This window comes from Nocardia sp. A7 (assembly GCF_046549215.1).
GTDB lineage: Bacteria > Actinomycetota > Actinomycetes > Mycobacteriales > Mycobacteriaceae > Nocardia.
The window spans coordinates 408368-421567 of sequence record NZ_JAJPWE010000005.1 but is presented as its reverse complement, the minus strand read 5'-3'; the positions used below and the strand labels follow the sequence as shown (position 1 = coordinate 421567).

Here is a 13200-nt window from a genome sequence, read left to right as displayed (position 1 = left end):
CAGAATGCGAAGTGTGTTGGAAACTTCGGCTCGCCTCCTAGAACTCCTGTCACTACTGCAGACACCCCGGGTGTGGACGGGTGCCGACCTGGCCGAACGCCTCGAGGTCGACCCGCGCACGGTCCGCCGCGACATCGACAAGCTGCGCACACTCGGCTACCCGGTGCACGCGGTCTCCGGCACCGCCGGATACCGACTGGGCGCGGGCACCAAGCTGCCACCGCTGTTGTTGAACGATGACGAGGCGGTCGCGGTCGTGCTCGGGCTGCGCACGGCCGCCGGTGGTTCGGTCACCGGGATCGAGGAGAGTTCGCTGCGGGCGCTGGCGAAACTGGAACAGATCCTGCCGTCACGACTGCAGCGCCGCGTCTCCGCACTGCGGGCCGCGACGGTCACCATGCCCGCCGCGACCTCGACTGTCGATGCGGAGGTGCTCACCGCGATCGCCGCCGCGATCCGTGACCACGAACAGCTCCGTTTCGACTACCGCACCCACGACGGCACCGAGACCCGACGAACAGCCGAACCCCATCGACTCGTGCACACGGGGCGGCGCTGGTACCTGGTCGGCTGGGATGTCGAGAAGAAGGATTGGCGCACCTACCGGGTGGATCGCCTCCATCCGCGCATTCCCAACGGGCCACGCTTCACTCCGCGCGAGGCACCCGAGGTCGACCTGGCCGGCTGGGTGTCGCACGGTGTCAGCACCGCCGCCTATCGCTATCAGGCCCGCATCACCCTCGAGGTATCGGCGGCGGTGGCCGCGGATCGGATCCCGCCGACTGTCGGGGTCATCGAAGCGATCGACGAAGGCCACTGTCTGCTGCGCGTCGGATCGAACTCACTCGACGAAATAGCCGTCTACACCGGTCTTTTCGGCTTCGAATTCCGCGTGCACGAACCACCCGAACTCATCGACCATCTCCGCGCGTTGGCTGACCGAGTCACCGCGGCCATCGCGCCCCGCGACGATTCGGCTGACCGCGCACAGGACTGACCCACCGGGTACCGGAGGCGGCGACGGTGTCGTCTGTTTTCCGCCGGATCCGTGGGTCGGGAATTCCTATCGTCGGTGCATGGATGGCGAACGGATTCCCGAGATGTCGAGCACGGTGTTGCGTACACCGATCGTGTGGTTCATGGCGCTGGCGGCCGCGCTCGCGACCGCGAGTGTCTATCTGCTGCAACCGGCCGTCGCCGAGGTCGCATGGTCGCTGAATACCTCCGCGGCGGTGATCGGCATCGCGTTGGCGTGCGGGCCGATCGGCTATCTGGCGGGGTTGGTGTTGCTGGTGCCGCTGGTGGACCGGTTCGCGCCGCGGGCTGTAGTGGCGGCGCAGTTCGCGGTGCTGGCGGTTGCCTCGGCCGCCGGGGCGACGGTGGGTTCTTCGTGGGTCCTGGGGGCGGTTGTCGGCCTGGTCGGGGCGGGATCGGCCGTTGGCGCTCAATTGAGTTCGGTGGCCGGGCGTTTCGCGCAGCCGCGTCGGCAGGCCACTGTCCTGGGGATCGTCACCGCGGGCATTTCGGCGGGCATCCTCGCGGGCCGCATCGTCGGAGGCTGGCTCACCGAGGTGATCGGTTGGCGCGCAACCCTGTTGGTGTTCGCGGTGCCCTGTCTCGCGGTGGCGGTGGTGTCGTATCTCGTCCTGCCGACAGTGCGTGGCCGGGCAGCTGCCGGATATCTGGGAACGGTGCGCGGGATTCCGGGACTTTTCGCTCGCTTCGCGGCTCTGCGCTGGGCGGCGGCGCGGGGTGCGCTGTGGTTCTTCGCGTTCTCTGCGATCTGGGCGGGCCTCGCGGTGGCGTTGTCGCAGCCCCCGTACTCGTATTCCCCAGAGCGGATCGGTCTGTATGCCTGTGCCGGCTTGGCAGGCGTCCTCGCGACCCGGATCGCCGGTAGCTGGACCGATCGGGTCGGATCCAGGGCGGTGATCCTGGTCGGGCTCGCGCTCGCACTCACCTCGGTAGTCGTCTTGGCCGCCGCTCTGTCGAACACCGTGCTGACGCTGATCTGTCTCGGTCTTTTCGATGCCGGGCTGTTCGCGGCGCAAGTGGCCAATCAGAGTGCGGTCCTGGCGATCGATTCGTCGGCCCCGGCGCGCTTCAACAGCGCCTATATGTCGGTCTACTTCGTCGGGGGCAGTGCGGGCACGGCGTTCGGCGCGGCCGCGATCGGCTGGTTCGGCTGGTCTGGTCTGGTCCTTCTCTCCGCGGCGACAACGGCCGCAGCGGGCGTGATTACCCTGGCCGATCGGACAGGCATCCACACCGACCGATCCGATTCTGTTGTCGCACAGAATATTTCCGCCGGATCTACCACTGTTCGCAGCGAGCGGTGACGCTGAGGAGGGCGGCGCGGATTGTTTTCGCGCCGCCCCTCCCGGCTATCGAGCGGTCTCGTGCACGGGTTCGCCCATACCGGTCGACCGCGTTGCCGCCGCTTCCAATGCCGCACGGATGACCGTGGCACCGTGGTCGACCGACTCGGCCATCGATGCGGCGAGAGGTTCGGGCAGCACGTCGGTGTGCCAGACGAACAGGGTCCTGCCATCGGCCTCCGGTAGGGCCTGCATCCACGCGTTGTGGTGCGAAGGATGCAGGCTCCCGCCTACGACGGTGTAGGCGACACGCCTGTTCACCGGGTCGAGGTCGACGAGGCGTTCGGCGACGACGGTGCCGTCGGCGAAGGTGACTGTGCGGGTGTCGGCGTCGAGTCGGGTGTCGGTGACGAAGCCGGGAGCGAGGCGTTCGTGCACAGCGCCGAAGTCGCGCAGTACATCCCAGACCTGGTCCGGTGTGGCGTCGACCAGAAATTCTTTGTGAACAGATGCCATGGTGTCTCTCTCCTCGGTACGGGTTGCTGCCCACCCAGCATTCAGCCCGGACCGGCCCCCGGTCTTGAAGATTCTTGCGGGGTCGATGTGTCACAGCCTCGGCGTACGGTCGGCCCATGCTGTGCGCCGTTCCCCTTGCCGCCCGGCCGGACTTCACCCTCAGCACTGTGACCTGCCGTGCCGACCACACCCGATGGTCGACGCCGGAAGCGTGCGGTGAGCACCGCCTTGTTCTCGTGCGGCGCGGCACGTTCCGGCGCCGCGCCGACGGGGTCGACGCCGACTTGGATCCCACCCTCGGCTATCTGGGCGCGCCAGGGGAGGAGGAACGGTTCGCCCATCCCGCCGGTGGTGACGTGTGCACCTCGGTGAGCATCACCCCCGAGTTCTGGGACGTGCCGATGGCCGCGCGCGCGGTGTACATCGACGCACGCGTCGAGTTGACCCACCGCAGGCTGCTGGATGCCGCCGCGGTCGGCGACATCGATTACGCGCTGACCGAAGAACTGCTCCGACTGGTCGCGGCCGCCACCGGCCGGTCGACTCCGCGGTCACATCCCGCCGACCAGACGATGGTCACCGCGGCGCGCCAAGCGATCCTCACCGGCGTATCCGAAGCGGCTGGTTTGCGGTCGCTGGCCGGATTGCTGAAGGTTTCCCCGTACCGGCTGAGCCGGGTGTTCTCCCAACACATGGGCGTCTCGCTCACCCACTACCGCAACCGAGTTCGCGTCGGCCAGGCCCTCCATCGCCTCACCGACGGCGAAACCGATCTCGCCGATCTCGCCGCCGACCTCGGTTTCGCCGACCAACCCCACCTGACCAGGACCGTCCGCGAGCACCTCGGCCATACCCCTGCCGCACTACGCCGTCTGATCACCGCGAGTCGGACCGGGTGGCAGTGAACGGTCGTTGTCGGAGGTCCCGGAATCGATGCTTGCGGGATTATTGCGAGCCTGCGGAAGGGTGATGGATCGGGTCGCCTCGAGCGCCGACCCGATTCGGTCATAGTCCCATTTTGGCTGAGGTATTTTCGCGCCATGCCGCTGGACCGAAGGTGCGTTTGCTGAAAGTGTGCTGTGTGTATTCTTTGCGCGTCCTGGTCGACAGAGGCGAGCGGAAGTCCGTTCGCCTCATGAGGTTCGGAGGTTTGTGCACACATGGTTCGGCATCGCTCGGCTTCGCGTCCGGCGGTACTCACGCCCGGCGCCGCAACATCGCAGTTCCGTCCCGTGCTGCTCGATGCATCGAATCCGGAAGGATTGCGTGACCTGGAAGCGCTGGCAGCGTCGAGATCTGTCAGCGCAGTGCACGACACGATCGAAGATCAGCTCGACGAACTGATCCGCTGCGAGGACCCTGCCCTCGCGCATTCGACGGGCTCGCTGGCAGCGTCCCGGCGTCGGATCTGTGGCGAGACTCCGTTGTGGCAGTGGGGAACGTGGGCGTTCTATCCGTGGAACGGCCGGTTGGTCCATGTGTTGCCGCGCGAGGGTTTCCAGCGGCTGCGGACCGATCGGAATCGCAACAAGATCGACCGGGAACAGCAGCGAGACCTGCGCCGGCGGCGGATCGGTGTGGTCGGGCTGTCGGTGGGCAACAGTGCGGCTGTGACGCTGGCGATGGAGGGCGTCGGCGGATCGTTCCGATTGGCCGACTTCGACACCGTCGGGCTGTCGAATCTGAACCGGCTGCGGGCAGGGGTGGGTGATCTCGGTGTTTCCAAGGCGGTGCTGGCGGCGCGTCAGATGTTCGAAATCGACCCCTATCTCGACATCGAGGTGTTCATGGACGGGTTGACCGAGGAGTCGATCGGGCCGTTCTTCGACGGAGTGGGCGGTGCCCGGCCGCTGGATCTGCTGGTGGAGGAATGCGACACGGTGTGGGCGAAAGTCGCTGCCCGCGAGTACGCGCGGCGCCGAGGGATCCCGGTCCTGATGGACGCCAACGATCGCGGCTTGCTGGATGTGGAGCGTTTCGATCACGAACCGCATCGCCCGCTGTTCCACGGCCGCACCGGCGGGTCGACCTCGGCCGATGTCGCGAGGATGAACCGGGGCGAGCGGCTGTCGTTTCTGCTGGCAGTGGTCGATGAGCCGCGGCTGAGTCCGGCGATGCGCGACGCTGTCGGTGACATCGGCCGGAGCCTGTCCAGCTGGCCTCAACTCGCCTCCGGGGTGATGCTCGGCGGCGCCTTGGTGGCGGACACGGCTCGCCGGATCCTGCTCGGTGAGCCGATCCCGTCGGGGCGAACCTATATCGACCTCGACGAGCTCATACCCGCGGTAGATCCGCGGATCGGCGCGGAATTCGTGCGGGCGATGGAGGAAGTCCGTTGACGATCGACCTGCGCAACGTGGAACTGGTCGGCGCGCGGCTGCGGTTGCGAGATCTCCGCGCCGGTGATCTCGACGTCTATCAGCGGATCTTCACCGACCCGCGCTTGACCCGATTCATGGGCACCGACAGCATGGGTGTCCGGGCGGCCGCGGCGTCGTTCGACGCCGCCCTGCGCTCGCGTGAGGAGAGTCCGCGGCGCAAGTACACGCTGGCGATCACGGCACCGGGTGTGGACACCATGGTCGGCACCATCGGCCTGCTGGTAGAGGATTTCGGCAGCAACGCGATGATCGGCGGTCTGGTCGTGGTTCCGGAAGGGGCGTTGCGTGCGGGTGGCATCGAGGCGGGGCGGCTCATGGCGGCATTCGCCTTCGGGCCGCTCGGGATTCACCGGGTATGGGCGGGGCACCGGCAGGATCATCCGGTGATGGACACGGTGATGGCGGGAGTGGGCTTGACACCGGAGGCGCGGCTGCGGCAGCTGTATCGAACCCAGGGTCGGTGGCGCGACGTGTGCACTTACGCGGCTCTGCAACCGGAATGGGCTGCGACGGCGACAGCTGCCGAACGTCGAATCCTGGCGTTACGGCTAACCGCGGCAAGGGAACACGCCACCGCGGGTCGGTGAAAGTCGGTGCGGAAGCCCACCCGAATCGGGCTCCGGGTGGGCCGAGGCGCGATAGCATCGCCGACTACAGACCCCACGCAATCACCTTTGCCGGAATTGCGACCACCCGAACGCGCAGCGGCCGGCGACGGGAGGGACTCCACCGCCGGCGAGGATCCGAAGTGGAGATCACCCATGGCAGTGCTGATCGACTCCGACTACTTCAGGCCGGCGGACCGGCGAGAGGCGGTGACCGCGATCCTGCAGGAAGCCGATATCGGGGCGAACCTGCAGATGTGGGATTCGCCGGCCGAAGTGGTCAGTCGGCACCAGGCCTGGATGCTGGGTCCGATCGCACTCACCCGCTCGGAGGTATCCGGTCACCAGGTCTTGCGAACCAGTCGGCATGAGCGAACCACGCCCAGCGACACCCTGACGGTGACCGTTCAGAACGGACAGGTCCGCAGGCACGAACAGTTCGGCGCGCAAACGCTGATCGAACCCGGCGCCTGCGAAGTGATCGACCTGGCCACCACGTTCGCCTCCGGCTGGCGCGGTCTCGGCGGCACGCTGTGCCTGCAGCTGTCGAGGGAGCGCCTCGGCATCTCCGCGGAAACGGTCATCGCGGCGCACGGGCGGTTGGCCGCATCGCCGCTGTACCCGATGGTCACGGCGCAGATCCAGCATCTCGTCGGGATCGCCGACCAGCTCGAAACCGATCCGGCCGCCGCCTCGGTGGGCGAGTCGTGCCTGGAAATGGTTCGGGCGCTACTGATCTCGGCGGCCGGCCGGGGACCGGGTGACGGCGCCGCCATCCCGGAGCAACTGCTGATCGAGCAGATCCTCGGGTATGTGCGGACACACCTGTCCGATTCGACGTTGAAGATCCCCGCTATCGCCGCCGCCAACAACATCTCCGTTCGGCATCTGTACAAGATATGCGCACAGTCGGGAATCAGCCTCGAGCAGTGGATCATCGAACAACGCCTGGTCCGGGCCCGTGACATGCTGATCGACAGAGGCTATGCGCACCGGTCCGTCGCGGCGGTGGCCGGTGCCGTGGGTTTCCGCGACGCCGCCCACTTCACCCGGCGATTCCGCGAAGCATTCGGTATGACGCCACGCGACTGGCGCCGCAGCGCCACCGATGCGGACGACCCACCGAAGTAGCCGGCGATTCCGCGCCCGGCTGCACGCACATTTGTGCGTGCAGAGTCAGTTGTCGTGCAGTCACAGCCGCCTTCGTGGGACGATTCGTCGTTATCGTTCGAATGTGGTTGCGCGAGACCGCTTCAGGAGTACGAGTGTTCGACGACGGGCACCGGCGCTGATGCGGTCCGTGCCGAGGGCATCGAGAGAGAGGGGAGACCATGTCCACGATCGGCAAAGCTATTCGGGCGGCGAGGATGGCCTCCGGATTCACCCAGGCGGAATTGGCCGACTGGATCGGAATCGCGGACGGAAACCAGATCAGCCGTTGGGAACGCGATGTGGTGACACCCAGCGCCGACAACGTCGGCGAGTTGTCGAGAGTCTTAGGGGTGCATCTCAACAGCTCGGCCAGAGGTGTGGTGTCGTGCTGATCTGAATGCCGTTGCGTCGGCACGATCCAGATCGTGCCGACGCGACAGCGAGTGTTCGGCGTCGAATCTTCCGAGCTAGGAAACTACCTGGGAGCTCAGGTAGCTCAGAAGGATTCGGACATCGTCGCCATAGTCGATGTGCGCGTCGGAGGCGTAGAAGTTGGCGATGTCCACGCCTTGACGGGCCAGTTGGACGAGCTCATCGACGGTGGCGGGGTCGGCGATGCTGAGCAGGGTGCGGGTGGTCGCGCGGAGGTCTGCTCGGATGCCTGCGGCGACGGGGCCGAGCACGGAGCCGGTGAGGTCGGCGCCGGTAGCGGCCAAGGTCGCCAGGTCGGCAGCCGCGGCGACGGGATCGTGACGATCGAGGGATTCGACTGCACGCCAGAGGATTTCCTGAATTCGGCCGACCCTGTCGGCGATGCTCAGAAGATCGATGTGCATGAGGGCGTCGGCGATGACGCTGACGCCTGCGGTGCGACCGGAGGGATCGACGGCGGCGGCTGCGCGGATGACCTCGGCGACCAGGGCTCGGTCCACACCCGCGGCAGCCTGGACCAACGGGGCCAGAGCAACGTTCAGGGCGCGCGCGGCCCGGTGCGCACCGTGAATGTCACCCGCCGCGATGAACTCAGGGAGGCGGGTCAGGTTGTCGAGAATGGTGGGCAGGTTCGCCGCGGTGGCGGTCCAGCCGGCGCCCATGGTGACGGCTTGAGCGATCAGGCTGCTTGGATCGACCGTGGCGGGGATGACGTTCGCGATCGGTTGGGAATCACCGCTCAGGACCCGGCCCAACACGGCGAGGAACGGGGAGGTGGCCGCATCGAGGGAGCAGTACAGGTCGCCATCGGAGCACAGGGTGCGAACCCGCTCGGTCAAGGCACCGAAATCCCGGCTCCGTGTTCCGGCTATGCCATAACCGGGCTGCGTATTCCCCAGGGAGAGTGTGGTATTCGGATCGCGATGCGGATCGGACAGGAGACCGACGCCGACCACTCGATCGGCACCGATGGGGCCGTCGCCGTTGCCGATCTCGGTGGCGAGATCGCCGATACCGTCCGCACCCTGGCTGTAGCCGGCGAGGATGACCCGTGTCGAGCTGCACAGGCCACGCATCATGAGGCGCAGTCGGGATTCCAGGGTGCTCAGGGACTCCGCGTAGCTCAGACCCAGGTCGAAAGCGCTTGCGGCATAAGGGACGTAGAGAACCGTGATGTCACGGCCGAACTGCCGTTGCAGGCCATCGCCGACGAGCCGGAGCATCCCGACCGGTACCTCGGGATCGGCGTCCAGCGTGGTCTCCCAGGTCCCCGGCGCGAGAATTGCCGTGTACGGGGTGCAGGGCTGCGCGCCGGGCTTTTCCGCCTGCGCGACGCCGACCGCCACGGTCCCGACCGCGACGACGGCGGCAACCACCGTCGCCACGGTGGCTCTCGACAACTTGTTCATCGTTGGATTCCTCTGTTGCCGAAGGGGATTCACGACGGTACGGCAGGTGCTGAATCACACCGAACCGTCGTGGCCAATTCTCGCCACTCGCCGTCGGTTCCGCCGACACTTTCAGACACAGTTTCATTTCAGATTTGATTCCGGGGACACCGGCACGGCGACACACCTCACCGCCACATCGGCGCCGATCGGCACACCGTACCTCTAGCCTGTGTCCGGCGGCGACGCCTGCGGATTGTTCCCTCGCGCCTATCGTTCCCGGCAATCGGACAGTGTGATTACTTCGGCGTCGGTCCGGCAGGGCTGGTGGGCGAGGTTGTCGTGCCTGGGCTCGGCGCAGCCGGGTTTCCTGGCACCGCCTCGGGACCGTAGAAGGTCGGCAGCATGGCCTTGACCAGTACCAGTGCTGATCCCTCGCCCGACGGTACCGTCGCGAGGTTCGTGGCGACCACGATCGTGAGGTCCGACGCTGGGTCATGGCCCATGAAGGTCATGAACCCGGGCATCTGACCGTCGTGTCCGAACAGATGCATACCGAATCGGACGATTCCCAGACCGTATCCGGCGACATCGGGGGCGGCCGGATCGATCGGTTGGATGCTGTCCATGCGAACTCGCTGCATCTTCTCGTCCAGTAGGTCGCCCTCGACGAGTGCCCGCACATACGTGGCCACATCATCGACCGTCGATATCGCGGCACCCGCGGTCCACGTCCACGACGGGCTCGCGTCGGTCGCGTTGCTGGGTTGCAGCGTGCCCGCGAGAGCGGCGGCCTGTTCCTCGGGCGGCAGGGCGTAGGTGTCGATGGTGGAGACATTGGTGCCGAAGGCGTAACCCTGCGGGTGTGGATCGGGGATCGAGTGATCCGTCGCCGCGGGCAGCGAGGTGTGCTTCAGGCCGAGCGGTTCGAAGATCCGCTTCTGGAAATTCTCGGCGGCCGACATCTTCGTGATCTTCTCGATGACGAGACCGAGCAGAATGATGTTGGTATTGCAGTAATCGAATTTCTCCCCCGGCGCGAAATTGACAGGGTGCGAGAAGGCGATCGCGAGCAACTCCTCCGGTGTCCACACCTTGTTCGGGTCGCTGTCGAGCATCGCGTTGAATTGCGGGTCGAACGTGTAACTGTACAGCCCGCTTCGCATTTCGGAGAGCTGAGCGATGGTGATGCGATCGCCGTTCGGCACACCCGGCCAATATTTGTCGATCGGATCCTCGAGGGCGAGCTTGCCCTCCTGGACCAGCTGTAGGATGACCGTCGACGTCATGGTCTTGGTGTTACTGGCGATGCGGAAGTAGTCGTCCGCCGACATGGGATCGGTGGCCCCGATGACGCGGGTGCCGAATGTCTCGGTCCAGTTGCCTTCCTTCGGCGATTTGACGACCACGACGGCGCCTGGAATGACATTGTCCTTCATGAGCTGGGTGATCATCGGCCTGAGCGTGGCGGCGTACGCGGGCTCGGCCTGCGATTCGACCGGGGAGCTGGTGGCACCGCCGCCGGAATCCGATGACGTCCCGCAGCCCGCGGCGATGAACAAACCCGCGGTCGCTACAAACACTGCGATATTCGACCGGTGTCCCATAATTCTCCGTTCAGCGTTCGCTCAGGAGGGGAAATGTCACGCGGTGCAACTTTAACTCGGCTCGTGCGAATTCGGGTAGCGATCAATCGGCGGTATCGCCGACGAGACGACAGCACCGTACGAGCGCGCCGTGCATATCGCGCTCGTACGGTGCTTTGGCAGCTACCGAGGTCAGGCGGCGGGGGAGAGAAGCTGGTTGAAGAACGCGCGGTAGCTGCGCAGCGCGCGCCGCAACGACTCGGTGTCAGGGTCCTCCGACCACCGACCCGCGATGAGCTTCTGGCGTTCGGAATAGGTGCTGGTGAGTTCGTGGATCAGCTCGCCGACCAGGTTGTCGGCCTTGGAAACGGCGTCGCGGGGATCATCGACGAAGGCGCCCTGCAGTTCGCGCCAGCGTCCGCGCAGCTGTTCCAGGGACTGTTCGTCGAACAGCGGGACGATGTCGTCCTCCGCGTCGGTCTTGACTGAAGTGTGGGCCGCCACGGGCGAGTGCTCGCCGTCGATGCCGTGCCCGTCGCCGTCGATGCCGTGCACGTCGTCGGTGTTGTCGTGCACGCCGCCGGTGTTGTCGTGCCGGTCGCCGGTGTTGTCGTGCCGGTGATCCGACAGCGTCTCGTGCTCGGCTTCCGTGGCGCCGCCGACGACGTGGGTATCGTCGTCCACGGTGCCGGCGGCCTTCGGATCCCGGCCGGAATCCGGATCGATGAGCTCGGCGTCGATCACCTGGTGTTCGCCTGGCTCACCGGCCGCGAAGCGGTCGTGTTCGTCGCGATGGCCGTGCTCGAGATCGTCGGTACGCGTATCGGTCTTGGTTCGGTCGTATTCGGTGCTCATGAAACGGTGTCCTTCTTGTGCGTGGTGTGGCTGTCCGTCAGATCGAGGAACAGCGCGCGGTAATGCACGATGGCGGTCCGAAGGTCCTCGGTGCTCGCCTGGCCCTGCGCGTGCTTGGTCGCGATGAGGTGGGCGTCGCGGTAGTGACCGAGGGTCGCGGCATGCTCGACGGAGAGGTCGGCGACCTGCTGGTCGAAACCTTCGGTGGGGTAGCCGCGTTCGGCCATGACGGTCGTGATGAGCTGGTCGGCCTCGCGGACGGCGTCGGCGGGCTCGTCGACGAAGCGCTCCTGCACGCTGGTCCAGGCCTCGGTGAACTCGTGCTTACGCTCAGATGTCAGTGCACGCAGTTCGAGCGAGTCGTGCCTGCGCTCGCGTTCCACCAGTTCGCGTTCGGCGGCGTGGCGATCCTCGGTGTGCTCGAGGGCATGGTCGTATTCGGACCCGAAGCGGTGGCGCAGACGCTTCCGGCGTAGGTACGGCTGAGCCAGCAGAGCCGCACCGGCGAGTACGACCACGATGGCGATGACAACTACCAGGATTACGGAAGTCACAAGTTCTCCTTCTACGAGCCTCTTGTCCCGGAATGCCTCGTCAATCGATTCTCAAACAGGCTGACGCGCCGGGGAACTCGTCTCCGCCCGGCCGACACCGGATCCGCCGCAGCCCGGCGAATGCGTCTTGCCGTCGGCATCCTGGCCGAATGATCTCCGCGGTCACCGCGCAGTCGGGGCCTCCCGGCGGCGGGTGCTGCGGTAGGCGGCGGGGGTTACCCCGTACTTGGCGCGGAAGGCCCGTGAGAGCTGATCGACCGTGCGGAAACCGCAGCTGTCGGCGATGTCGCGCAGGCCACGGGTGCCGTCGCTGAGCGCGCTCGCCGCGGCGGCGAGTCTGCGAGTTCGGATGAGCCGTGCGACGGACAGGCCCTGGAGTTCGAACGCACGGAACAGTGTTCGTCTGCTCACGTGCAGCCGGACCGCGACCGCATCCGGGTTCACTGTCGGGTCGGCGAAATTCCGGTCGATGAACTCGGCCGCGCGGCGCCGCAGCACATCCTCGGCCGTCAGTTCCCCGGTCGCATCCGTGAGATCCCGTTCGAGCAGAGCGACCACTGCCGCGCGGAAGAGTATCTCGTCGATTCGCGCAACTATCCGAAGACTGCCGGGAATTGTTGCGCCACAGGCTATGTCACGAGCAACCATCAGGGTGGATACCGCCGCCCGCGACAGCGGCCACGACCAGCCGCCCGCCGCGGCGGCGTCAAGGCCCCATGCGGTCAGTGAATCCATCGGGAGGTAGAGATAGAGCACGTCGGTGGCCGGGGTCTCGCATCGTGCGAGTGCCGACCGGAACGGGCTGTCGAGGCACACCGCGAACGCCTCGCCGGCAACCGCGGTCGAGCGGTGCCCTCGTTGTTCGAGCGTGGCTCGGCCCGCCAGCACCAGGCCCAGTTGTAGGTACTGGCTGTAGTGGTCGTCGTCGGCGCCGATGCCGCGCTCAGCGGTGATGTCCGAGGATCGCAGCCGCGCGACCAGCACCGACCCGGTGCTCGACGTCCACAGCGTGGCGGCGAAATCCTCCCGGGCGCGCAGGTGGCAGCCGAACGCCACCCGATGCAGATCACCCGACCCGCGCAGGATCACCCCCCGATCATCGGCGGGGCCCGGTTGTTCCAGCGGGCAGGTGGTTCCCGGCCGGATCAGTTCGCCCGCCGATTGCGCCGATCCGAACAAATCGGACCCATCTGGTGTCGCAGTCCCTGGATCGACCTCCCTTCGGACCGGGTGCGGTCCGCCACGCTCGGTCCGCCCGCCTGCCCCGATCCTGTGCGCGTCCGTATCGCTGTGCATATCCCACCTCCGCGCAGGGGTGCCCCGGGCGCCGGAAGCGGGGGAGGACGTGGATCTGTCACCCCGTTGCCTGCGCCTGTCGGCATTTGGAATCGCTCTCGAAAGGCGAAGGATAAC

Annotated in this window: 13 protein-coding genes; 7 read left to right on the top strand and 6 right to left on the bottom strand. The window is 66.5% G+C overall.

Going from position 1 to position 13200, the window contains the following annotated elements:
- Window positions 1-13: 13 nt before the first annotated feature.
- Together ACLJPD_RS27490 and ACLJPD_RS27485 are read left to right on the top strand one after the other, a co-directional pair.
- Window positions 14-997: a helix-turn-helix transcriptional regulator gene (locus ACLJPD_RS27490; RefSeq protein ID WP_410876046.1), complete on the top strand. Its 984-nt coding sequence runs from the start codon at window positions 14-16 to the stop codon at window positions 995-997.
- A gap of 79 nt (window positions 998-1076) precedes the next feature.
- A complete protein-coding gene (locus ACLJPD_RS27485) occupies window positions 1077-2339 on the top strand; it encodes an MFS transporter (RefSeq protein ID WP_410876045.1) in 1263 nt (420 codons plus the stop codon).
- A 45-nt stretch (window positions 2340-2384) separates the two neighbouring features.
- On the opposite strand, the gene ACLJPD_RS27480 is transcribed toward ACLJPD_RS27485, so the two are convergent.
- Complete coding sequence (locus ACLJPD_RS27480) at window positions 2385-2834, bottom strand: SRPBCC family protein (protein WP_410876044.1); 450 nt, start codon at window positions 2832-2834, stop codon at window positions 2385-2387.
- Window positions 2835-2950: 116 nt separating this feature from the next.
- On the opposite strand from ACLJPD_RS27480, the gene ACLJPD_RS27475 reads away from it, so the two are divergent.
- The 5 genes from ACLJPD_RS27475 (at window position 2951) to ACLJPD_RS27455 (ending at window position 7364) form a co-directional block, all read left to right on the top strand.
- On the top strand, window positions 2951-3739 hold the full coding sequence (locus tag ACLJPD_RS27475; RefSeq protein ID WP_410876043.1) for a helix-turn-helix domain-containing protein: 789 nt from the start codon (window positions 2951-2953) through the stop codon (window positions 3737-3739).
- 255 nt (window positions 3740-3994) lie between these two features.
- Window positions 3995-5173 carry a ThiF family adenylyltransferase gene (locus ACLJPD_RS27470; RefSeq protein ID WP_410876042.1) on the top strand — a complete coding sequence of 393 codons (1179 nt, stop codon included), beginning with the start codon at window positions 3995-3997 and terminating at the stop codon, window positions 5171-5173.
- Complete coding sequence (locus ACLJPD_RS27465) at window positions 5170-5802, top strand: GNAT family N-acetyltransferase (protein ID WP_410876041.1); 633 nt, start codon at window positions 5170-5172, stop codon at window positions 5800-5802. Before ACLJPD_RS27470 ends, ACLJPD_RS27465 begins: the two co-directional genes overlap by 4 nt.
- Before the next feature lie 174 nt (window positions 5803-5976).
- Window positions 5977-6951, top strand: a complete 975-nt coding sequence (locus ACLJPD_RS27460; protein WP_410876040.1) for a helix-turn-helix transcriptional regulator — start codon at window positions 5977-5979, stop codon at window positions 6949-6951.
- 200 nt (window positions 6952-7151) lie between these two features.
- On the top strand, window positions 7152-7364 hold the full coding sequence (locus ACLJPD_RS27455; protein ID WP_410876039.1) for a helix-turn-helix domain-containing protein: 213 nt from the start codon (window positions 7152-7154) through the stop codon (window positions 7362-7364).
- Window positions 7365-7439: 75 nt separating this feature from the next.
- Here the strand turns inward: ACLJPD_RS27455 and ACLJPD_RS27450 are convergent, their stop codons facing one another.
- The 5 genes from ACLJPD_RS27450 to ACLJPD_RS27430 form a co-directional block, all read right to left on the bottom strand.
- Window positions 7440-8813, bottom strand: a complete 1374-nt coding sequence (locus tag ACLJPD_RS27450) for a cutinase family protein (protein WP_410876038.1) — start codon at window positions 8811-8813, stop codon at window positions 7440-7442.
- A gap of 278 nt (window positions 8814-9091) precedes the next feature.
- Entirely contained in the window at window positions 9092-10375 is a 1284-nt protein-coding gene (locus ACLJPD_RS27445; protein ID WP_410876037.1) for a serine hydrolase domain-containing protein, read from the bottom strand.
- Window positions 10376-10570: 195 nt separating this feature from the next.
- Window positions 10571-11233 (bottom strand): hypothetical protein, encoded by a 663-nt coding sequence (locus ACLJPD_RS27440; RefSeq protein ID WP_410876036.1) that lies wholly within the window; start codon window positions 11231-11233, stop codon window positions 10571-10573.
- On the bottom strand, window positions 11230-11787 hold the full coding sequence (locus ACLJPD_RS27435) for a hypothetical protein (protein WP_410876035.1): 558 nt from the start codon (window positions 11785-11787) through the stop codon (window positions 11230-11232). The genes ACLJPD_RS27440 and ACLJPD_RS27435 overlap by 4 nt, the downstream gene beginning before the upstream one ends.
- A 162-nt stretch (window positions 11788-11949) precedes the next feature.
- Window positions 11950-12966 (bottom strand): helix-turn-helix domain-containing protein, encoded by a 1017-nt coding sequence (locus ACLJPD_RS27430; RefSeq protein ID WP_410876034.1) that lies wholly within the window; start codon window positions 12964-12966, stop codon window positions 11950-11952.
- Between the last annotated feature and the right edge of the window lie 234 nt (window positions 12967-13200).

Bases quoted from the DNA above. Each gene is read 5' to 3' on its own strand.
- ACLJPD_RS27480 (WP_410876044.1), bottom strand. From the start codon at position 2,834: ATGGCATCTGTTCACAAAGAATTTCTGGTCGACGCCACACCGGACCAG.
- ACLJPD_RS27485 (WP_410876045.1), top strand. From the start codon at position 1,077: ATGGATGGCGAACGGATTCCCGAGATGTCGAGCACGGTGTTGCGTACA.
- ACLJPD_RS27460 (WP_410876040.1), top strand. From the start codon at position 5,977: ATGGCAGTGCTGATCGACTCCGACTACTTCAGGCCGGCGGACCGGCGA.
- ACLJPD_RS27440 (WP_410876036.1), bottom strand. From the start codon at position 11,233: ATGAGCACCGAATACGACCGAACCAAGACCGATACGCGTACCGACGAT.
- ACLJPD_RS27475 (WP_410876043.1), top strand. From the start codon at position 2,951: ATGCTGTGCGCCGTTCCCCTTGCCGCCCGGCCGGACTTCACCCTCAGC.
- ACLJPD_RS27450 (WP_410876038.1), bottom strand. From the start codon at position 8,813: ATGAACAAGTTGTCGAGAGCCACCGTGGCGACGGTGGTTGCCGCCGTC.
- ACLJPD_RS27470 (WP_410876042.1), top strand. From the start codon at position 3,995: ATGGTTCGGCATCGCTCGGCTTCGCGTCCGGCGGTACTCACGCCCGGC.
- ACLJPD_RS27455 (WP_410876039.1), top strand. From the start codon at position 7,152: ATGTCCACGATCGGCAAAGCTATTCGGGCGGCGAGGATGGCCTCCGGA.